Genomic DNA, 20,886 nt, shown 5'->3' on the forward strand with positions numbered 1-20,886 from the left:
TACCTTAGGGTCTCAGAATCATGGATCCGCGAAGGCGGCCACCGCACAAGACCGTCGGCCTGGTGGCGTGGACGGTCCTGGCGCTGGTTGCCCTTGGCGTGTACGCGCAATTTCGCGGTCACTTCATCCCCCGGATCGAATTGACCATGGTGGTTGCCCGGGCGGGGCTGGTGATGGATCCCGGGTCGAAAGTCACCTACAACGGGGTAGCAATCGGCCGGGTGTCGAGCATCTCGGAGATCACGCGAGACGGCGTGCCCGCGGCTCGGGTCATGTTGGCCGTGACTCCCAAGTACATCGCACTGATCCCGGCCAACGTCGCAGCGACCGTCCAGGCCACCACCGTGTTCGGCAACAAATATGTGGCGTTGACTTCTCCGAAACAGCCTGCGCCACAACACATCACACCCGCTACGGTGATCGTCGCCAGTGCGGTGACCACCGAGTTCAACACGCTGTTCGAAACGCTCACTTCGATCGCCGAGCGGGTGGACCCGGTCAAGGTCAATCTGACACTCTCCGGCGCGGCTCAAGCGCTCACCGGAATGGGTAACAAGTTCGGCGCCGCGGTGCGCAACGCCAACGCCGTACTCGACCAGGTCAACCCTCGAATGCCGCAGGTGCACAACGACATACGGGACTTGGCCGCCTTGGCCGATGCCTACGCCGACGCGGCGCCACCGCTGTGGGATGCCGCGGACCGGGCGGTGACCACCGCGCGCACGCTCAACCAGCGGCAAGTGGACTTGGACGCGGCGCTGCTGGCCGCGGCAGGGCTGGGCGAGTTGGCCGCCGACGTATTCGGCCGAGCGGGCCCGTATCTGACCCGCGGCACCGCCGACCTGGCGGTGACCAGCCGACTGCTCGACGAGTACAGCCCCGAGATCTTCTGCACCATCCGCAATTACGCCCAAATCGCGCCGCGTGTCCATGCCGCGCTAGCCGGTGACAACGGCTATTCGCTTGGCGCGGCGTCGGGCAGCATCGCCGGCGCGCAGAACCCCTACGTCTGGCCGGACAATCTGCCACGCATCAACGCCAGGGGTGGCCCGGGCGGCAAACCAGGCTGCTGGGCGCACATCACCAGAGAGCTGTGGCCTGCTCCCCTGCTGGTGATGGACGTGGGTGCCAGCATCGTGCCGTACAACCACTTCGAAATCCCTTCACCGGTGGTTAACGACTACGTATGGGGCCGTCAACTAGGCGATTACACGATCAACCCGTGATGGCAACGATGAAGACAGTGGCGGCGCGGCGGGTGTTCGCCGTGCTGACCGCGGTCACGGTGGCGCTCAGCGGTTGCAGTCATACCGCCGACCGTCCGGCAGCACACGGTTGCCGGACGCTGGCCGCAGACGCCGGCTGGTACGGCGACAACCGAGACCGCGTCAACGCCATGGTCGGGCAACGGGGCACCTGCGGCAAAGCGGGCTCGGTCACCGACGGCGCGCCGCTGGCGCTGTTCGACTGGGACAACACCACGGTGCGCAACGACATCGGCCATGCGACGTTCTTCTGGATCGTGCGCAACTCCAAGATCCGCCAACCCGCCGACTGGGCAAACACCAGCCAGTTCCTCAGCCCACCGGTCGCTGCCGCGCTGGCGGAAGCCTGCGGCGCCCTTGCCCCACCAGGCCAACCCATCCCCACCGGCGAGCCCGCCGGCACCGCCTGCGCCGACGAGCTGGTCTCGATCTACAATGACGGCCGCAGCCGTTCTGGCGCAACGGCTTTCGCCGGCTACAACCACCGGCGGTTCAAACCGGTCGACGCTTGGTTGTTGCAGTTGCTGGCCGGGTGGACCGACGCGGACGTGACCGCGTTCGTCACCGCCGCTCGGCAGGAGAACCTGGACGCCGCGCAGGGCGCCGAGCAGATCGTGGGCAGTACTCGCCAGACTGCCTGGGTTCGCTATTACTCGCAGATGCGCGACCTCATCGGCACGTTGCAGGCCAACGGCTTTGATGTACGGGTGGTGTCCGCTTCCCCGGAAGCTGTGGTCCGGGTGTGGGCCGCCGACGTCGGGATCACCGGGGACCGGGTGATGGGTGTGCTCGCCGAACACGACGGCGACCGGGTGACCGCACGGCTGGCGTCTTGCGGCGGGGAGATCTCGATGCCGTTCAACGAAGGCAAGCGCTGCCGAGTCAACGAGCAGGTATTCGGTATCCATGGTGCCGCGGCGTTCGAACAAGCCCCACGCCGGCAAGTGTTCGGCGCGGGCGACTCCGACGGTGACGTGACTTTTGTCGGCGACGCCACCGACGTGCGCCTGGTGTTGAACCGCAATCAGATCGAGTTGATGTGCCGCGCCTACGACAATTCCGACGGTCGCTGGCTGGTCAATCCGACGTTCATCAATCCACTGCCGAAAAGTCCGCCGTATCCCTGCGCGACCCAGGGTTTCGATCGACCCGATGGTGGGCAAGCGCCGCTGCTGGGCCCGGACGGCCGGGTCGTCCCCGACCAGCAGGACCGGGTCTTCTAGAAGTCAGCGCACCCGCTGGACGGCCAGCGCGGCAACCGCTCCGGCTTCATTGATGGCCAGGTGCGTCAGCATAGGCGCGGCCAGGCTGCCGCACCGTTCGGCCAGCCACCCGAAGATCCAGCCGGCCACTCCGGTGGCTACCACGGTGGGCGCGACCGGTTCACCGGCCGCACGCGCGTCTGGGACGTGGGAGAGGCCGAACGCGAGCGCCTGCAGCAGCCGTCCGTTCGCCGGACCGAAGGCCGCCGCAGCCGCCGTGCCCAGCGCCGCGCGGAAGGTGGCTTCTTCGGACCACACCGTGCCGACGGGTATCCGCCACGCCAGCCAGGTGGCCGGTGACGCGGGCAGGTGGTGGGTGGCCATCGAGGACCGAACGATCGGCACCGCGGTGCTGGCCGCGATCGCCGTCCCCGCGACGGTTCCCGCCAACGACCCCAGCCGCAATCCCGCCCATAACCGCGGCGGGGTCAGACCCAGCGGCGCGCGCAGCGCGGCAACCAGTACCGCACCCACCGCGGCCTGCACGGGCACTCGCCCGTTCGCCGGGACCCGCGGACTGACGAAGCTCCACCCCACCAGCGCTGCGGCGACTGCCACCGCCCGTAGGCGCCTCATCCAAACAGCCGCGGCAGCACCGATTCCCAGGTTTCCCGCAGTTCGGCCAGGGACACCGTGAACAGGCCCTGCACCTCGATCGCCTCGGCTGCCTGGTCGACCACACCGATGCGCACCACGGGCAGTCCGCGCGCCGCACACATCGACCGGAACCGGCTCTCCTCGGTCCGCGGCACCGCGACGAGCACCCGCCCCGCGGACTCGGAGAACAGCGCCACGAACGGATCGATGTCTTCGGGAAGCACGATGCGACAACCGGTTTCGCCGGCCAGCGCCGCCTCCACGACGGCCTGAGCCAAGCCGCCTTCGGACAGGTCGTGCGCGGCCGACACCAAGCCGTCGCGCGAGGCCGCGCTCAGCACCTCGGCGAGCAGCTTTTCTCGTGCCAGGTCGACCGCGGGTGGCAGGCCGCCGAGATGGTCCGCGGTCACCTGCGCCCAGATGGAGCCGTCGAATTCATCGCGAGTGTCGCCCAGCAGCAACAGTGTTTCGCCGCGCTCGGTGCCCAGCCCGGTGGGGATGCGCCGGCTCACATCGTCGATCACACCGAGCACCCCGACCACCGGAGTGGGCAAAATCGCCGAGGAACCAGTCTGGTTGTAGAAGCTGACGTTGCCGCCCGTGACCGGAATGCCAAGGGCCACACAGCCGTCGGCCAACCCGCGAACCGCCTGGGAGAACTGCCACATCACTGCGGGGTCTTCGGGCGAGCCGAAGTTCAGGCAGTTGGTCACCGCGACCGGGGTGGCGCCGGTGACCGCGACGTTGCGGTAAGCCTCGGCCAGCGCGAGTTGAGCACCGGTGTAAGGGTCGAGCTTGGTATAGCGTCCCGACGCGTCGGTCGACACCGCGATGCCGCGGCCGGTGGACTCGTCGATGCGCAGCACACCGCCGTCGGCGTGCTCGCACAGCACGGTGTTGCCGCGCACGTAGCGGTCGTATTGCTCGGTGATGAATCCGCGGCTGCACAGGTGCGGGCTGCCAAGCAGCGCAAGCAGTGTCGCGCGCAACTCCGGACCGGTGGTCGGCCGGGGCAATGCGGCCGAGCTGTCGGCGTTCAGGGCGTCCTGGGAATCGGGGCGTTGCACCGGACGCTGGTACACCGGACCTTCGTGCGCGACCGTGCGCGGAGGCACGTCGACCACCGTCTCGCCCCGCCAGGTGATGCGCAACCGGTCGCCGTCGGTGACTTCACCTATTACGGTGGCCAACACGTCCCATTTACGGCACACCGCCAGGAACGCATCGACGTTCTCCGGTGCGACGACGGCGCACATCCGTTCCTGCGATTCGCTGCAGAGCACTTCGGCGGGCGTCATGTCCTTGGCCCGCAGCGGCACGGTGTCCAGTTGGATGGCCATGCCGCCGTCCCCGGCGGACGCCAGTTCAGAAGTGGCGCAGGACAATCCGGCGCCGCCGAGGTCCTGAATGCCGATCACCAGCCCGCCGGCATACAGTTCCAGGCAACACTCGATGAGCACCTTCTCCATGAACGGGTCGCCCACTTGCACCGACGGCAACTTCTTGCGTGAGTTCTCCGCCCCCCCATCAGCGCTGAAGGTGTCCGATGCCAGCACCGACACCCCGCCGATGCCGTCCAGGCCCGTGCGGGCGCCGAACAGGATGATCTTGTTGCCGGTGCCCGAGGCGAACGCCAGATGCAAGTCTTCCTGCCGCAACACCCCGACACACATCGCGTTGACCAGCGGATTGCCGGCGTAGCTCGCGTCGAAGACCGTCTCCCCGCCGATATTGGGCAGGCCCAAGGAGTTCCCGTAACCGCCGATCCCACGCACCACGCCGTCGAGGACGCGGCGGGTGTCGGGTGCGTCGGCAGCGCCGAAGCGCAGCTGGTCCATCACGGCGACCGGCCGTGCACCCATGGCCATGATGTCGCGGACGATGCCGCCGACCCCGGTGGCAGCGCCCTGGTAGGGCTCGACATAGGAGGGGTGGTTGTGTGACTCGACCTTGAAGGTGACCGCCCAGCCGTCACCGATGTCGACCACGCCGGCGTTCTCGCCGATCCCGGCCAGCATGCCCACGCGCATCTCGTCGGTGGTGGTCTCCCCGAAATAGCGCAGGTGCACCTTGGAGGACTTGTACGAGCAGTGCTCGCTCCACATCACCGAGTACATGGCCAGCTCAGTGTCGGTCGGCCGGCGCCCCAGGATCTCGCGGATCCGCTCGTACTCGTCGTCTTTGAGACCCAGCTCGTGGAAGGGTTGCGGCTGGTCGGGGGTGCTGGCGGCGTGGTCGACGGTGTCAATCTCGGTACGCGCGCTCGTCACGCACACATTCTAGGTGGGCGCGTTGAGCTACTGCCCGGCCACGCAGAACTGGTTGCCTTCGGGATCGGCGAGGACCACCCAGCGGAAGTTGTCACCGATCGAGCGGCCACCGACCCTGGTGGCGCCCGCGGCGGTCAGCCGGTCCACTTCGGAGTCCACGTCGGCGGCGGTGAAGTCCAGGTGGACGCGGTTCTTCCCGGGCGTCGGGTCGGGCACCTTCTGGAAGCCGAGACGGGGTCCTTCCGGCCGCGACACCGCAATGAATTCCCCAGGCAGCAGTTCGTGCGTGGTGCCCCCGAACTGCTCGGCCCACCAGCCGGCCAGTCGGACCGGATCGGCGCTGTCAAAGGTGATCATCTCGATGTTGAGCGTCATACCGCCCGACCCTGGGCCTAGGGCGCCGGAGAAAGGAACGCCTCCAGGGCCGCGGCGTAGGAGGTGACGTCCCGGGCGCCCATCAACTCGCGGGCCGAGTGCATCGCCAGCTGGGGTGCGCCGACGTCGACCGTGGGGATGCCGGTACGCGCCGCGGCCAGCGGTCCGATGGTGGACCCGCAGGGCAGATCGGCGCGGTGTTCGTAGCGTTGCAGTGGCACTCCGGCTTGCCGGCAGGCCAGCTCGAACGCCGCCGCGGTGCGCCCGTCGGTGGCGTAGCGCAGGTTTGGATGCACCTTGAGCACCGGGCCACCGTTGACCTCGATCCAGTGGCCGGGTTCGTGCCGTTCGGGGTAGTTGGGGTGGGTGGCGTGCGCCATGTCGGCCGAGGCCAGCAGCGAGGCGGGTAGCAGCCGCAGCAGGTCTTCCCGGTCACCCCCGGCGGACAGCACGATGCGCTCCAGCACCGTGGTCAGCAAGTTCGATTGGGCGCCGTGGTCAGAGGTCGAACCGACCTCCTCGTGATCGAACAGCACCAGCACGGGCACGACGTCATTGGCCGATGCCCCCAAGAGCGCTTCGAGCCCGGCGTAGCAGCTGGCCTGGTTGTCCAGGCGCGGTGCGCTCAGCATGCTCTCGTCGGCCCCGATCACGGTCGACGGTGTCAGGTCATGGGTCATCAGGTCGGCGGCCAGCACGTCGCCTTCGGCCACCCCGGCACGCTGCGCCACATATCCGACGAAGGACCTGATCTGGTCCCCGACCGCCCAGACCGCGTTGACGTGTCGTTGCGGGTCGAGTGTCAGCGACTTGCGGTCCTCGGCCAAATGGATGGCAAGCTGGGGAACCCGCAAGATCGGATCGTCGATACGGACCAGCCGGTCGCTGACCCCGGCGCCGTCGCGCACCGACAGTCGTCCACTGATGCCGAGGTCGCGGTCCAGCCACGAGTTCAGCCAGGCGCCCCCGTACGGCTCCAGCGCCGCCACCCGCCACCCGCCCACCACCCGGTCCGGATGCTGCTTGACGCGCAGGTTCGGGCTGTCGGTGTGCGCGCCGATGATCCGGAAAGGCGTTGCGCTGCTGGCATTCTCGCTATTCCATGCCACGATCGAGCCGGATCGGACGGTGAAGTAGCGGCCGGGTCGGTCCGGCCACCGGTCGGCTTCGGCGAGCTCGGTGTATCCGGCGTCGAGCAGTCTTGCGGCCACGGTCGCGCAGACGTGAAAGGGCGATGGAGAGGCATCGATGAATTCGCACAATCGCAGTCCGTTGGCCGCCATGTAGCCATGTTTAGCACCGACGCTTTAGGGTCTTTGGCTGTGCCCGCCGTTTTACCGCAGCCGATCTTGGAGCCGTTGACGCCCGCCGCGATCTTTCTGGTGGCCACCATCAACGACGGCGGCGAAGCGACCGTCCATGACGCGCTGCCGGCGCTGCCGGGACTGGTACGCGCGATCGGCTTTCGCGACCCGGCGAAACGCTTGTCTGTGGTGACCTCGATCGGGTCGGACGCGTGGGACCGGTTGTTCGCCGGGCCGCGGCCGGCGCAACTGCATCCGTTTGTTGCGCTGCAGGGTCCGCGGCACGTCGCGCCGGCGACACCTGGCGACCTGTTGTTTCACATCCGCGCGGAAAGCCTCGACTTCTGCTTCGAATTGGCCGGCCGCATCATCAAGGAGATGGTCGGTGCGGTGACGGTTGTCGACGAGGTGCACGGGTTCCGGTTTTTCGACAACCGCGACTTATTGGGGTTCGTCGACGGCACCGAAAATCCGGACGGGCCGTTGTCGGTCAGTGCCACGCAGATCGGTGACGAGGATCCCGACTTCGCCGGTGGCTGCTATGTGCACGTGCAGCGGTACCTCCACGATATGGCCGGGTGGGAGTCGCTGTCGGTGACCGAGCAAGAGCTGGTGATCGGTCGAACCAAGTTGGAAGACATCGAACTTGGTGAGGACAACAAACCGGCCAACTCGCACATCGCCCTGAACGTCATCACCGACGACGACGGCACCGAGCTGAAGATCGTCCGGCACAACATGCCGTTCGGCGAAGTGGGTACGGGCGAATACGGCACCTACTTCATCGGCTATTCGCGCACTCCGGAAGTCACCGAACGGATGCTGCGGAACATGTTTCTCGGTGATCCGCCCGGCAACACCGACCGCATCCTGGATTTCTCCACGGCGGTCACCGGCGGATTGTTCTTCTCCCCCACCGTCGACTTCCTCGACGACCCGCCGCCGCTGCCCGATTCCCTCACCGCGCCTGCCGCGGCGGCCGCCTCAGTTTCCGCCGACGGATCACTTGCGATTGGCAGCCTGAAAGGAACGCCTCAATGAACAACCTGTACCGGGATCTGGCGCCAGTCACCGAATTGGCCTGGGCCGCGATCGAAGTGGAGGCGTCGCGGACCTTCAAACGCCATATCGCCGGGCGCCGGGTGATCGACGTCAGCCAGCCGGGCGGACCCGTCGCCGCCGCAGTCAGCACCGGTCGGCTGATCGACGTCGAGGCGCCCAGCGACGGCGTGGTGGCGCATCTGCGTGCAGCCAAACCTCTTGTCCGGCTGCGCGTTCCGTTTACCCTCTCGCGGGAGGAGATCGACGACGTCGAGCGTGGGTCCAACGACTCCGACTGGGATCCGGTCAAGAAGGCCGCCAAGAAGCTGGCCTTCGTCGAGGACCGGACAATCTTCGAAGGTTATCCCGCTGCGTCGATCGAGGGCATCCGGACCTGCAGCTCGAACCCGGCGCTGACGCTTCCCGAAGATCCGCGGGACATCCCCGACGTCATCACCCGGGCCCTGTCCAGCCTGCGACTGGCCGGTGTCGACGGCCCGTACTCGGTGCTGCTGTCGGCCGATGTGTACACCAAGGTCAGCGAGACCACCGAGCATGGCTATCCCATCTTGGAACACCTCAATCGACTGGTTGACGGTGACATCATCTGGGCGCCGGCCATCGACGGCGCTTTTGTGTTGACCACCCGCGGCGGCGATTTCGACCTGCAGCTGGGCACCGACGTTTCGATCGGCTACCTCAGCCATGACGCCGAGACGGTGCAGTTGTATCTGCAGGAGACGCTAACGTTCCTGTGCTACACCTCCGAGGCGTCCGTCGCGTTGAGCGCAACGGCGGGTTGAGAATCGACTACAGCAATTCTCCGGCGATCAGCAATTCCGACGGTGGTGATAGGCCCACAGCGCGCAGCCCATCCGCGAACCGCGTGTGCCCTAGAGATCTAGCACCAAGTCGCTCGCCGGCGCGGCCGAGCAGATGAGTACCGAACCGGCAGTAGGCGGATCCAGCGGTGGCTGCAGATATTTCGTGGCCCCCGCGACCACCCCCGTTTCACACACGTGACACACCCCGCTCCGGCATGAAAAGCGAGTCGGCACGTCACATGCCTCCGCAAGCTCGAGAATGCTCCCGTATTGGGGCGACCAGTTCACCGTGAGCCCACTGCGCGCGAACGTGACCGCGGGTCCGGCACCGGGCGCGCCCATGGGTATGTGCGGCGGTTTGAGCGGCGCGACGACGACGCCGGGATTGATCGCCGGCAGGGCGCCGAACAGCTCACTGTGTATGCGCGCGGAGTCGATCCCGACCTCGACCAGGGCGGACCGCATATCGGTCATGAAACCCGTTGGGCCGCATAGGTACACCTCGGCTACGGGCGGTAATCCCAGTGCCGCGATGGCTTGACGGTCGAGTCGGTGCCCCGATTCGGTGTAGAACACCTGCGCTCGCGCATGGGGCAGCGACTGGATGAGCGCCGTCACCTCGGTCGCGAACGTATGGCTAACCGGACTCCGTGTGGTGTGCAGCCACCAAATCTCGCGGCCGCTCGCCCCCGCCGCCAGCGCGTGCAACATGGCCAACACCGGAGTAGCGCCAATTCCCGCCGAAATCAGCACCACTGGACTGCTGCTTTCACTGAGACAGAAGTCACCGCGCGGCGCGGCGGCTTCCAGAACGGAACCAGCCGAGACGTGTTCGTAGAGCCATCGGCTCACCCATCCGTGCTCATCGCGCTTGACGCTGATGCGGTACTCGCCCGCAGCAGGATCCCCGGACAGGGAGTAGCTACGCAGCGGTGCCGGATCCCCCGCGCCGGGCACCTTGACCGTCAGGTACTGGCCCGGGCGAGGTGTCGGCAGCGGGCGACTGTCTTCGGCGGTGAGCCAAATCGACAGGACATGCCCAGCCTCCGGTGCGGTCGCGCGCACCCTCAGTGGACGAAAGCCGTCCCACGCCAAGGCCGTCGGCGCAACGACGGCAGGGTTGTCGTGTGCTGCCAGCATGTCGTGGAAGGACTGCTGCCAGCCCGGACTCAATGCCGGAACGTCAACAATCTTGCGCAATTGATCGATATTGCGGTCAGGCAGGTAGAGAAGCGCATCCACATCGGCGACGCTGAGCGCGTGAGCCCCACGACGAGTCAGCAAGATGTCATCACCGGCCCGCACCTGACCCTCCCTGATCACGCGCAGGTAAAATCCTGGCCGGTGTTGCGAGACAAGAAGATTGGGCATCTCAGGCTCGCCCAGTCGCAGCCCCACCCGGAAACAGGTGACACGCGGCTGAGTGACTTCGAACTCGGCAGTGCCAATTTGGTACCGGTCGCCGATGCAGACATCCGCGTCGGAAAGTCCGGTTACAGTGAAGTTCTCACCGAAATTCCCGGGCCGCAAGTCATCCCGGTGCAGGTAGTCCTTCCAGAAGTCATATGACTCGACTTGATACACCAGGACCGCGCGTTGCTCACCACCGTGCCCGGCGAGATCGCCCTGACCGTCACCGTCGAGATTGAGTCGGCGTACCCGCACCGTTCCGTCGACCGGCGTCTTCCAGATACCGGTGTACACAGTCTTTTCGCGCCATCGCACGTCTTTGGGCATGCCAACGTTGACCGAGACCAGCTTGCCCACTTGCGCTCCTCATGGACACCGAAGAGTGGGTTGAGTGTCCCAGAATATGGCATCCACTTCGGCTTGGTCAACGATTGCACGGCGCCAGCTTTGGTGCATACTGGGATGCGTATCCCAGAATTCTGCGAGCGGGAGGACACCATGCCGGCCGTACATCATCGTTATGTCACCGTCGAGGGGCATCGGCTGTTCTTCCGGGAAGCCGGTCACCCCGGAGCGCCGGCCGTGGTCCTTCTGCACGGGTTCCCGACCAGCTCGTACATGTTCCGTGGTCTCATTCCGGCGCTCGCCGACCGATATCACGTAATCGCACCGGACCACTTGGGCTTCGGCCTGTCCGACGCTCCACCGGTCGAGGAGTTCGACTACACCTTCGACGCCCTGACCGACCTGACCGCCGCCTTACTGCACCACCTTCGAGTCGACACGTACGCGATCTACGTGCAGGATTACGGCGCACCCATCGGGTGGCGGCTGGCCATCCGAAAACCGACCGCGATCGCCGCAATTGTCAGCCAGAACGGCAACGGCTACGACGCTGGATTCGTCGAAAGCTTCTGGAAAGTGGTGTGGGCTTATCAAAGCGATCCATCCCCCACCAACGAGGCCGCGGTTCGGCAGTTCCTCACCCTCGAGGCCACGCGTTGGCAGTACCTCACCGGGGTCACCGACGAGACCCTGGTAGACCCCGAATCGTGGCAGCACGACTACGCCCTGCTGTCTCGTCCCGGCAACGATGAAGTGCAACTGAAATTGTTCCGCGACTACGCCACCAACGCGCCGCTGTACCCGCGCCTGCACGAGTACTTCCGCGCGACCGGTGTTCCGCTGCTCGCGGTGTGGGGCCGCGGGGACGAGATCTTCGGTCCGGAGGGTGCGCAGGCCTTCGCCACCGACTTGCCAGACGCGCAAATCCACCTGTTGGACGGCGGACACTTCCTGCTCGAGTCGGCGCTGCCAGAGGTCACCCAATTGATCCGAACGTTTCTGGCCCGGAACTGCTCAGCACCCGACCGGATCGAGGGCACCCGCAATGAGCGGGATGTCCCATAGTTGGGGCCACTAACGAGTTAGCCTGACGCCATGGCGGCTCTGGATGCTGGCAACGAACGGCGGTTGACGCCGAAGGGGCGCGCCACCCGTGACCGGATCGTGGCGACGGCCGCCGAATTGATCGTCCATGAGGGGCTGTCGGCGTTCAGAATGGACAGCGTCCGCAAGGCCGCGTCGGTCAGCGGTTCGCAACTTGCGCACTACTTCGCCGACAAGAGTGCACTCGTCCGCGCGGTCATAGCCCACCAAATAGGCGTGGTGCTGGACTTCCACCGCCAACCGCAGCTGGGCGACCTGGACTCGTTTGACGACTTCGAGCACTGGATTGACCTCAACATGGGGTATCTGCATCGCGTCGGAGGCACGGGCACTCCTACCTATCACGCGCTGGCCGCAAAGCTGGCGAAGTCCGATCCGGACTCCGCACACGCCACCCGCGAAGCGCTGGGCGCTGGTTACCGGCAGTGGATTGACTTGCTGGAGCGCGCGATTCAGCGCATGAAAGACGAAGGGGTACTGGTACCGGAAGCCGACCCGCGTCAACTGGCCATGGTCATTGTCAGCGCCCACCAGGGCGGCGGCACGCTGGCCTACACCTACCTGCAGGAATGGCCGCACGAACACGCCATTCGATTCGCCGTCAACTATCTGCGCATGTTCGCCTCGGACTTCGCTGAACGGGCGCCACGCCCCCCGCGGCGTCAGCGCCCTCGACGCGCGACCAACGACCGGGCCAGCTGAGCCCACAGGCGACGACATGGCCGGCAATCCCACCCCGCGGTTCACCCGCAAGGGACTTGCTACGCGGGCACGCATCCTCGACGTTGCCGCGCGGTTGATGTTCGAGCGCGGCATTGCCAACACCAGCATCGACGACGTCCGCAGGACGGCTTCGGTGGGTGGTTCGCAGATTGCGCACTATTTCCGCGACAAACGAGACCTCACTCGCCATGTTGTCGCGTTGCGACGCGAACATGTGCAGGCGTTCCACAGCCAGCCAAAGTTGGCCCAGCTGGACAGCTTTGACGCGTTGCGGGCATGGGCCGACGCATGCATCGCCGACATCGACACCGTCTACCGACGCGGCGGATGCGTCTATGGATCGCTGGCAGGCGAATTGATCGACGCCGACGCGGAGGTGCATGAGGACCTGTCGCAAGGCTACGACGACTGGATCGACATACTGCGTGACGGTCTGGCGCTGATGCAACAGCGCGGTGATTTACACCCGGCGGCAGACCCGCAGCACTTGGCGGTGGCCCTGATCGCCGCCCACCAAGGCGGCGCGATGGTCACCCACGCCACAGGTGATCCGGCACCGCTGCGCGCAGCGCTGATGGCCGCGGTGGATTACGTCCGCTCATTCGCTGCCCAACCCACGCCCGGTAAGCCCGATTCATCGCGCCGGCGCTGAGCCGTCGGCTAGACAATATTGGGATGGTTGGCCCATAATACTGGGATAGGTAGCCCACTTCAGTCGATCCGGAACGAGGCACCGCATGTCCACCATCAGTCCACCGCCGAGCGCGCCCGCAGTGGTTCGCGAATCACACACCGGCGAAACCATGCGCGCCATCGTTTTAGACGGGTTTGGCGGCCTCGACAGACTGGTCTACACCGACATACCCAAGCCGCTGCCCAAGCTCGGCGAAGTGGTGATCAAAGTCCAGGGTTTCGGCATAAACCACGCCGAGATGCACATGCGCCGCGGTGAATGGGCCGAAGCCGCCGAAGTCAGCGGCATCGAATGTGTCGGCGTCGTCGACGCCTGCCCCGGTGGGGAATTTTCCGTCGGCGCCAAGGTTGCAGCGCTGATGGGCGGTTTGGGACGAACCATCAACGGCAGCTACGCCGAATACACGCGGGTGCGCACGGCGAACGTCGCCCTGATCGACTCCGACCTGCCTTGGTCACAATTGGCGGCCCTGCCCGAGACTTTCGCGACAGCCTGGACTTGCTTGTTCCGCAACCTCAACCTGCAAGCCGGACAAACCGTGGTGATTCGCGGCGCCACTTCGTCATTCGGACAGGCAGCGGTCAAGATGGCGGTGGCTGCCGGTGCCCGGGTGATCGCCACCAGCCGCAACAGGGAACGCTTCCCGACGCTCGAACGCCTGGGCGCGGCAAGGGCGGAAGTAGAGCGGCGCGACCTGGCCACCAACATAGCCGAGGCCAAACACATTGACGCCGTGCTGGATCTGGTCGGCAACAGCACCATCTTGGACTCGCTCGACATGCTGCGCCGCGGTGGCAGCGCCTGCCTGGCGGGTTGGCTGGGCGGGCTCGCCCCCATCGCCGAATTCAATCCGCTGCTGCGCATGGCCAGCGGTGTCAACCTGAATTTCTTCGGCAGCTTCGTCTTCGGCACGCCGGGATTTCCGCTGTCCGACGTTCCGCTGGCCGACATCGCACGGCAGGTGGCCGACGGACAACTCGACGTCAAACCGTCGCACGTCTTCACCTTCGATCAGATTCAGCAAGCGCACGAACTGATGGAATCGGGACAAGCTGGCGGAAAGATGGTCGTCGTCATGGATCCTGAATCCCCTTAAAGGAGGTGACGAACGATGGGTTTGGCATGGCAGCAAGGTCCGTTGGCCATTGGATCAGTTGGACATTTCCTTACTGAGCAGCCACTTCCGCCGCGCCTGTTGTTCGCTGAGCCGTTGCGGCGCCGGATGCGGGTATGCTTCGCCGGCCAGTGGATCGCCGACAGCGACGACGTCGTTCTGCTGCACGAGCCGGGCCGGTATCCGGTTGCGTATTTCCCGCGCAACGACATCGCCCCTGGCGCCTTGACCGCCGAAGAACGCGTCACTCACCATCGCGATCTAGGTGACACGCAGTGGTTCACCGTAACGCTTGCGCAGCGCGAAGCCGGCCATGCCGCTTGGCAACACACCGCTTTGCCGCCCCACGCCGCAGTCTTGGATGGACGCGTGGCGTTTGCCTGGCGCGCGATGGACGCCTTTTACGAAGAAAACGAACGCATCGTCGGCCATGCCGCCGACGCCTACCATCGGATCGACATCCGGAGCACCACAAGGCATCTCGTAGTCAAGGATGGCAACCGGACAATCGCCGACACCACACGCCCGCTGGTCCTGTACGAGTCAGGGTTCGCACCCCGCTGGTATGTACCGCGCCAAGACATCAATGTGGCGGCCTTGAACCCCGTCGAGGGACAGACGTTCTGCCCATACAAGGGTCTGGCTTCCTACTACGACGTCGGTGACCACAAACGTGCCGCGTGGTCATACGTCAACGCATGGTCGGAGGTGGCGCGCGTCAGCAACATGGTGTCGTTCGAGCCGGACAAGATCGAGGTCGATCTGGACGGCAGGCGGCTGCATCTGGAGCCGGGCCAAACCGTCATACCACACGGCGTGGACCGTGGACTCGACATAGACGAGGTGCAGCGCGCGATCCCATCCGGGAACACATGATGGAGGCGCTGCTGGAAGTCGTCATTCTGCCGGTGTCCGATGCGGACCGCTCGTTGCTTTTCTACCGCGCCCAGGTCGGCTTCCGACTCGACGTCCACTATGCACCCGCCCCGGAATTCCGGGTCATTCAGTTGACCCCCGAAGGTTCCGCGACCTCAATACAATTCGGTGTTGGCTTGACCGAAGCCGCTGCCGGTTCGGTGCGTGGCCTCTATCTTGTGGTGGCTGACATCGAGCGTTACCGCGCGGAACTCGTCGGTCGCGGGGTCGAGGTCGGTGACGTACGGCACAAGGACGCTGCCGGAGGCTGGCGCGGTGGGTATCTGGCTGGCGTAGACCCGGACCACGGCGACTACGCTAGCTTCGCCGACTTCTACGATCCCGACGGCAACGCGTGGGTGCTGCAGGAACGTAATCATCCGTGGGCTTGAGGCGACCAGGTGACAACTCGAAAAGCGAGCCCCGACAGGATCAAAGCGTTCTCCGACGGCGTCTTTGCGGTAATCATCACCGTTCTCGTGCTCGAGCTGAGACCACCGGACAACGGCAGTTTCCGCGCTTTGCTGCCGCTGTGGCCCACGGGTCTGAGCTACGTCGTCAGCTATCTGTTCATAGCGATCGTCTGGGTCAACCACCATCACTTGTTCAACTACGCCGAGGTCGCAACCTCGCGCCTGGTGTGGTCCAATTTTGCGCATCTCTTCTCGGTTTCGCTAATCCCCTTCACGACTGAATGGATCGCCGATACGCGGTTGGGGGATGCTCCCGTGGCGCTGTACGCCGCGGTTTTCGTCCTGGTGAACATCACCTATCTGGCGCTGTGTTGGGAAGCGGTCGATCGACCCGCGCACGAGGACGTGCCGCAGCAGATGCGGCGCATGATGCGAATGCGGTCCGTTGTGACCATCGGGATCTTCAGCGCGGCGGCCGTCATTGCGTTGCGCTGGCCGGTGGCAGCGATGGCTTTGATTTGTTTGTGCCTGGTCGGGTATCTACGGCCGGACCTTCCCGACCGAAAAAACCAGGAGCGTTGACCGTGCCACCGTCCGTACTTGTCTTCGATGTCAACGAGACGCTGATCGACATCGACTCAGTCGCAACACTCTTCGACGACTTGTTCGGCGAGAAGCGGCTGCTGCGGGAATGGTTCAACCAGCTCATCATGTACTCGATGTCAATCACCCTGTCCGAAAACTACGTCGATCTCTTCACCTTGGGCCAGTCAGTGTTGCGGATGTTGGGTGAGGTCCACCAGGTGCAGATCAGCGACGCTGATACCGAACGACTCAAGACGTTGTTGCGCACCATGCCCGCTCACCCCGACGCCGCGGACGGATTGGCAGCCCTCCGGGACAACGGCTTTCGACTAGTCACGCTCACTAATTCACCGGCCATCCCGGGCAGCCCGACGTCGCTGGACAACGCCGGGCTCGCGCGCTTCTTCGAGCAACAGCTCAGCGTCGACTCCTGTCGGGCCTTCAAACCGGCACCGGCGGTGTACCGCCACGTGTGCCAGGCGCTCGACGTTGCGCCGGCCGACTGCATGATGGTCGCGGCACACCCATGGGATCTGCTAGGCGCGCAGCATGTCGGCTTCGGGTCAGCCTTGATCACCCGGCCCGGCAACGCGGTGCTGGCCGCCGACGGCCTCCCGCGACCGGACCTCGTGGTTAGCGACTTGCGCGAGCTCGCAAGTCAACTCAGTGCCAATGACCGCTGAGGTGACGACGCGAGTAGCTTCGTTGCGGGACACCGACACGCGAGAGGATCGTTGAGCATGGCAGCGGACCGACAGGACCAAGAATTCGACGTCGTTGTCCTCGGGGCGGGGCCGGTGGGGCAGAACGCCGCGGACCGGGCCCGGGCGGCCGGGCTCAGCGTGGCGGTGGTCGAACGTGAACTGGTCGGCGGTGAATGCTCTTATTGGGCCTGTGTGCCCAGCAAGGCGCTGCTGCGTCCGGTTTTGGCCATCTCCGACGTCCGGCGGGTGGATGGCGCGCGCCAAGCCGTGACCGGCGACATCGACCCGGCCGGTGTCTTCGCGCGCCGCAATCGCTATGTCAGCGATTGGGACGACAGCGGCCAGGCCGACTGGGTGGCCGGCATCGGGGCGACATTGATCCGCGGTCACGGACGGCTGGACGGCCCGAAACGAGTCAGCGTCTCGTCGGGCGACGGACCACGTGCGCTGACGGCCCGGCACGCGGTGGTTGTCTGCACGGGCAGCAGGCCCGCGATGCCTGACTTACCCGGCATCGACGAGGCACGCCCGTGGACGAATCGCCAAGCCACCGACAGCAGTTCGGTGCCGCGCCGGCTCGCCGTCGTGGGCGCTGGTGGTGTGGGTGTCGAAATGGCCACCGCGTGGCAAGGTTTGGGCTCGGCCGTCACCTTGCTGGTGCGCGGCTCACAGCTGCTGCCCCGGATGGAGCCCTTCGTGGGAGAGCTCCTACGCCAGGGTCTCACCGAGACGGGCGTCGACGTGCGCACCAAGGTGTCGGTGCGCGCGCTGCGCAGGCCGGACCCCAACGGACCGGTCACTGTCGACCTCGACGATGGCAGCGAATTGGAAGTGGACGAAATCCTGTTCGCCACCGGCAGGGCACCGCTGACCGACGACATCGGCTTGGAGACAATCGGTTTGACACCGGGCAATTGGCTGGAGGTCGACGACACCTGCCGGGTGCGCGCCGTCGAGGACGGCTGGCTCTACGCGGCGGGAGACGTCAATCACCGCGCCTTGCTGACTCACCAGGGTAAGTACCAGGCCCGGATCGCTGGTGCCGCCATCGGCGCTCGCGCCGCCGGTGAACCACTGGACACCGCACCTTGGGGAACGCACGCGACGACGGCCGACCATCACGCGGTGCCGCAAGCGTTCTTTACCGATCCCGAGGCTGCGGCGGTGGGTCTGACGGCCGAACAGGCGGCGCAGGCCGGCCACCGGGCCAAGATCATCGATGTGGAGATCGGCGAGGTGGTCACCGGCGCAAAACTTTTCGCCGACGGATATACGGGGAAGGCGCGCATGGTGGTCGACGTCGATCGCGGTCACCTTCTCGGGCTCACTCTGGTCGGCCCCGGCGTCACCGAGTTGCTGCACGCCGCCACCATTGCGGTTGCCGGGCAAGTGCCGCTGGAGCGGCTGTGGCATGCCGTCCCGTGCTTCCCGACCATCAGCGAGTTCTGGCTGCGCCTACTCGAGGCGTACCGGGATTCGGCTTACCAGCTGGTGTGACGGGATCGGCGTCCCCGGTCATCGACTCGCGGCACGGCGCAGCAAGTACGGCGCGAAGAACCGGTGGCCACGCCGGATCACCGGCCACGCGTTGCGTGCGTAGGGAGTGTCCAGCGCGATCAGGGTGGCGACGACGACCCGCCCGGGCGCCGTCACAGCGATGAGCCGGGCGCGGAGCCCCGCCGAGGAATCCAGTCCTACCGCGAAGGAATCGTTTCCCTGATGCAGTATTTTCCAGCCGAGGACGTAGCCGGGTGTCGGGGTGACCGGGCCGAACTTCGCGCCCAACAGAGCTTTTCCGAGCCCTGCCCAAGGCAGTTGAAACCAGCGCGGGGCCCCTTCCAGGAACGCCCGTAGCCATTGCTCCGGCGTTCGCGATGCACCGGTCGAAACGGTGTAGGCGTCCTCGTAGTCGACACGGTCGAGCAGACCAAGCTCCGCGACCAGATCAGGCACTTGGGTTTCGGTCGCCGTGGTCATGATGCCTCGCCACCTGCGCGGGCTGCGAAATGATCATCACGCTCCGCAAGGCGCTTGAAGTTCAGCAGTTGACGACGGGCCATGACCAGGTCGCCGACACTCAACAGGGGCGCCAGCGGCCAACCCCACGGCGACGCGATCTTCAGAAGCAACCGGGTACCGTCACCGTCCGGTTCGAGCAGATACGACATGACGACTTCTCCGATGCGGCCGGTCAGTTGACGTCCGGGCGTTACTGACAGCACCCGCCCGAGGGGACGACCCAGCGCAGCGGTGAACGTCTCGCCGGGCACGGGATCTGGCAGGCCGCGCAGCGCGCGGGGCGACCGCCGACCGCCGTTGTCGATCCAGTCGTAGGAATAGGGCGCGAGCCGGATCTGGATCAGCCATGGCCACAACCGGTTTGGCGGCACATCGACCGAGACGCCGCGCCACAACCGAGATCTCGCCCCGGGAAGTATCTGGTCACAGGGGAAGGTCCGGGCTACTTCCTCGTCCGTGACGCCCCAGCGGTCACTATCGTTCCTCCAATTACTGAACGCACCGACCACCTAAACGCACTGTATAGTATTTGGCTCATGGGGTCGAGAGGTCGCACGCGCAATCCGCAGATCGATGCGGCCATCCGCGCGGCGGCAGCCGAACTACTCGCCGACGTCGGTTACGCCAACTTGACGATGGAAGCCGTGGCGGCCCGCGCGGGCGTCAGTAAAGCGACGCTGTACCTGCGCTATCCCTCGCGCGCGGTTCTGGTCTTCGATGCGATCTTCGGCAAAACCAAGTCGCTCCTCATTCCCGACTACGGCGACATCCGCGCCGAACTGCGTGAGGCCTATCGCTGGGCGGTCGACGAGTTCTCCGCGCCGGAAGCTCGTGCCGCCATCCCTGGCCTGCTCGCCGAGATCGGCTCCGCGCCCGAGCTGGCCCGACTGGTGCGCGAGGTCGCAATGCAGTCCGAGTACGAGCGGGTGCGGTCCATGCTGGAACGCGCGCAGGGCCGGGGACAGATCCGCGCGGACGCCGATATCGCGTTGATGATCGATGCGTTCATCGGCACCGCATTGGCTCGGGTAACGCTGATCGACCACGCCCTCGACCACGCCTTCGGCGATCGGCTCGTCGACCTGCTCCTCGACGGAGCAAGCTAAGCCGTTTGATACACGGCGATTTCGACGAGATTGCCATCGGGGTCGCGACAATAGTGTGAGGTCATCGGCCCCAACGCGCCGGTCCGGGGCACCGGCCCGGAGGTGATCACCACCGCGCACGCGCTCAGGTGTTCGCGTATCTCGTCGGGGCTGGCGCTAGTGACGAAGCACAGATCCGCCGAGCCGGCCGCCTCGACGGTTCCCGTCACCCAGTCGGGGTCGTCGGCCAGTGCGCCGAGCGGTCGCAGATTGAGCTTCTGATTGCCGAAGCGAAGCGCGGTTCTGCCGGTCGCTCCGAAGGTCTCGCGGGTCATGCCGAGCACCCGCTGGTACCAGTCGGCGCTGGTATCCACGTCGCGGCAATTCAACACAATGTGGTCGAGCCGATCCACCTGGAAGCTCACCAGCAACCTCCACTCAGCAAATTCTCAACTGATTCTTCGGCACTGCTTTCCCTGACTCAAAGCATCCACATAGGAGCCGGCCTCAACATCAGTATCATGACCGAGCCGATGGGCGAGCCGCTGATCACCGAGTTGATCGAACGCTACCTGCGTTCCCGCGGGCGCCGATACTTCCGCGGTCAACACGACGGAGAGTTCTTCTTCGTCGTTGACTGCGGCCGGCGCCGCATGCATGTGCACTTGGGCATCCCTGGCCCGCACAGCGACACCTTCACCGTGCGACTTACCCCGGCATACTTCTTTCCCGTCGCCGAGGCCGGAACGCTGAACAACCGCGTCACCGAATGGAACAAGCGCCACAGCGATGTCGCGGCGGTCGTGCACGGGTCCTCCGACCCGCAGCGCATCGGCG

General features: G+C 65.6%; 23 protein-coding genes. 15 read left to right on the plus strand and 8 right to left on the minus strand.

Annotation, left to right across the window (positions count from 1 at the left end; genetic code table 11):
* The first annotated feature begins 20 nt into the window (after positions 1-20).
* Complete coding sequence (locus A9W95_RS19040) at positions 21-1,226, plus strand: MCE family protein (RefSeq protein ID WP_067416211.1); 1,206 nt, start codon at positions 21-23, stop codon at positions 1,224-1,226.
* The gene (locus A9W95_RS19045) at positions 1,226-2,488 is read left to right on the plus strand and encodes a haloacid dehalogenase-like hydrolase (protein WP_253851705.1); all 1,263 of its coding nucleotides are present in this window, start codon (positions 1,226-1,228) and stop codon (positions 2,486-2,488) included. Before A9W95_RS19040 ends, A9W95_RS19045 begins: the two co-directional genes overlap by 1 nt.
* A gap of 3 nt (positions 2,489-2,491) precedes the next feature.
* Here A9W95_RS19045 and A9W95_RS19050 read toward each other — a convergent pair whose 3' ends face one another.
* From A9W95_RS19050 to A9W95_RS19065, 4 genes are read right to left on the minus strand one after another with little or no spacing between them, the layout of a single operon-like run.
* Positions 2,492-3,103 carry a CPBP family intramembrane glutamic endopeptidase gene (locus A9W95_RS19050; protein WP_067416214.1) on the minus strand — a complete coding sequence of 204 codons (612 nt, stop codon included), beginning with the start codon at positions 3,101-3,103 and terminating at the stop codon, positions 2,492-2,494.
* Positions 3,100-5,400, minus strand: coding sequence for a phosphoribosylformylglycinamidine synthase subunit PurL (purL, locus tag A9W95_RS19055; protein ID WP_371328096.1), 2,301 nt, complete (start codon positions 5,398-5,400; stop codon positions 3,100-3,102). Before purL ends, A9W95_RS19050 begins: the two co-directional genes overlap by 4 nt.
* A 21-nt stretch (positions 5,401-5,421) precedes the next feature.
* Positions 5,422-5,769 carry a VOC family protein gene (locus tag A9W95_RS19060; RefSeq protein ID WP_067416218.1) on the minus strand — a complete coding sequence of 116 codons (348 nt, stop codon included), beginning with the start codon at positions 5,767-5,769 and terminating at the stop codon, positions 5,422-5,424.
* A 17-nt stretch (positions 5,770-5,786) separates the two neighbouring features.
* Positions 5,787-7,052: a M18 family aminopeptidase gene (locus A9W95_RS19065; protein ID WP_067416221.1), complete on the minus strand. Its 1,266-nt coding sequence runs from the start codon at positions 7,050-7,052 to the stop codon at positions 5,787-5,789.
* A gap of 33 nt (positions 7,053-7,085) precedes the next feature.
* On the opposite strand from A9W95_RS19065, the gene A9W95_RS19070 reads away from it, so the two are divergent.
* Both A9W95_RS19070 and A9W95_RS19075 read left to right on the plus strand, forming a co-directional pair.
* The gene (locus A9W95_RS19070; protein ID WP_156746286.1) at positions 7,086-8,114 is read left to right on the plus strand and encodes a Dyp-type peroxidase; all 1,029 of its coding nucleotides are present in this window, start codon (positions 7,086-7,088) and stop codon (positions 8,112-8,114) included.
* On the plus strand, positions 8,111-8,917 hold the full coding sequence (locus tag A9W95_RS19075; RefSeq protein WP_067416226.1) for a family 1 encapsulin nanocompartment shell protein: 807 nt from the start codon (positions 8,111-8,113) through the stop codon (positions 8,915-8,917). The genes A9W95_RS19070 and A9W95_RS19075 overlap by 4 nt, the downstream gene beginning before the upstream one ends.
* A 90-nt stretch (positions 8,918-9,007) precedes the next feature.
* Here the strand turns inward: A9W95_RS19075 and A9W95_RS19080 are convergent, their stop codons facing one another.
* Entirely contained in the window at positions 9,008-10,705 is a 1,698-nt protein-coding gene (locus A9W95_RS19080; protein WP_067416229.1) for an MOSC and FAD-binding oxidoreductase domain-containing protein, read from the minus strand.
* A 141-nt stretch (positions 10,706-10,846) separates the two neighbouring features.
* Between A9W95_RS19080 and A9W95_RS19085 the strand changes: the two genes are divergently transcribed.
* From A9W95_RS19085 to A9W95_RS19125, 9 genes are all read left to right on the plus strand, one after another.
* The gene (locus tag A9W95_RS19085; protein WP_067416269.1) at positions 10,847-11,758 is read left to right on the plus strand and encodes an alpha/beta fold hydrolase; all 912 of its coding nucleotides are present in this window, start codon (positions 10,847-10,849) and stop codon (positions 11,756-11,758) included.
* 30 nt (positions 11,759-11,788) lie between these two features.
* Positions 11,789-12,499 (plus strand): TetR/AcrR family transcriptional regulator, encoded by a 711-nt coding sequence (locus tag A9W95_RS19090; RefSeq protein ID WP_067416232.1) that lies wholly within the window; start codon positions 11,789-11,791, stop codon positions 12,497-12,499.
* A gap of 16 nt (positions 12,500-12,515) precedes the next feature.
* Positions 12,516-13,172 carry a TetR/AcrR family transcriptional regulator gene (locus A9W95_RS19095; RefSeq protein WP_067416235.1) on the plus strand — a complete coding sequence of 219 codons (657 nt, stop codon included), beginning with the start codon at positions 12,516-12,518 and terminating at the stop codon, positions 13,170-13,172.
* A gap of 85 nt (positions 13,173-13,257) precedes the next feature.
* Entirely contained in the window at positions 13,258-14,310 is a 1,053-nt protein-coding gene (locus A9W95_RS19100) for a zinc-binding alcohol dehydrogenase family protein (RefSeq protein WP_067416237.1), read from the plus strand.
* A gap of 15 nt (positions 14,311-14,325) precedes the next feature.
* Positions 14,326-15,204: a DUF427 domain-containing protein gene (locus tag A9W95_RS19105; RefSeq protein ID WP_067416240.1), complete on the plus strand. Its 879-nt coding sequence runs from the start codon at positions 14,326-14,328 to the stop codon at positions 15,202-15,204.
* The gene (locus A9W95_RS19110; RefSeq protein ID WP_067416242.1) at positions 15,204-15,635 is read left to right on the plus strand and encodes a VOC family protein; all 432 of its coding nucleotides are present in this window, start codon (positions 15,204-15,206) and stop codon (positions 15,633-15,635) included. Before A9W95_RS19105 ends, A9W95_RS19110 begins: the two co-directional genes overlap by 1 nt.
* 9 nt (positions 15,636-15,644) lie before the next feature.
* Positions 15,645-16,238 (plus strand): TMEM175 family protein, encoded by a 594-nt coding sequence (locus A9W95_RS19115; RefSeq protein WP_082983187.1) that lies wholly within the window; start codon positions 15,645-15,647, stop codon positions 16,236-16,238.
* Between the two features lie 2 nt (positions 16,239-16,240).
* Positions 16,241-16,924: a haloacid dehalogenase type II gene (locus A9W95_RS19120; RefSeq protein ID WP_067416246.1), complete on the plus strand. Its 684-nt coding sequence runs from the start codon at positions 16,241-16,243 to the stop codon at positions 16,922-16,924.
* A gap of 57 nt (positions 16,925-16,981) precedes the next feature.
* Positions 16,982-18,442, plus strand: a complete 1,461-nt coding sequence (locus A9W95_RS19125; protein ID WP_067416249.1) for an NAD(P)/FAD-dependent oxidoreductase — start codon at positions 16,982-16,984, stop codon at positions 18,440-18,442.
* Between the two features lie 18 nt (positions 18,443-18,460).
* Here the strand turns inward: A9W95_RS19125 and A9W95_RS19130 are convergent, their stop codons facing one another.
* Both A9W95_RS19130 and A9W95_RS19135 read right to left on the minus strand, forming a co-directional pair.
* Positions 18,461-18,922 (minus strand): hypothetical protein, encoded by a 462-nt coding sequence (locus tag A9W95_RS19130; RefSeq protein WP_067416251.1) that lies wholly within the window; start codon positions 18,920-18,922, stop codon positions 18,461-18,463.
* Positions 18,919-19,359: a polyketide cyclase gene (locus A9W95_RS19135; RefSeq protein WP_253851706.1), complete on the minus strand. Its 441-nt coding sequence runs from the start codon at positions 19,357-19,359 to the stop codon at positions 18,919-18,921. Before A9W95_RS19135 ends, A9W95_RS19130 begins: the two co-directional genes overlap by 4 nt.
* Positions 19,360-19,500: 141 nt before the next feature.
* On the opposite strand from A9W95_RS19135, the gene A9W95_RS19140 reads away from it, so the two are divergent.
* Positions 19,501-20,070 carry a TetR/AcrR family transcriptional regulator gene (locus A9W95_RS19140; protein WP_067416257.1) on the plus strand — a complete coding sequence of 190 codons (570 nt, stop codon included), beginning with the start codon at positions 19,501-19,503 and terminating at the stop codon, positions 20,068-20,070.
* Here the strand turns inward: A9W95_RS19140 and A9W95_RS19145 are convergent.
* Positions 20,067-20,474, minus strand: coding sequence for a VOC family protein (locus A9W95_RS19145; RefSeq protein WP_067416260.1), 408 nt, complete (start codon positions 20,472-20,474; stop codon positions 20,067-20,069). The two genes, A9W95_RS19140 and A9W95_RS19145, sit on opposite strands and share 4 nt — an antisense overlap.
* 96 nt (positions 20,475-20,570) lie before the next feature.
* Here A9W95_RS19145 and A9W95_RS19150 point away from each other — a divergent pair.
* A partial coding sequence (locus A9W95_RS19150; RefSeq protein WP_067416263.1) for a hypothetical protein occupies positions 20,571-20,886 on the plus strand: 316 nt, incomplete at its 3' end.

It is taken from the genome of Mycobacterium sp. 1423905.2 (genome assembly GCF_001673155.1).
GTDB lineage: Bacteria > Actinomycetota > Actinomycetes > Mycobacteriales > Mycobacteriaceae > Mycobacterium.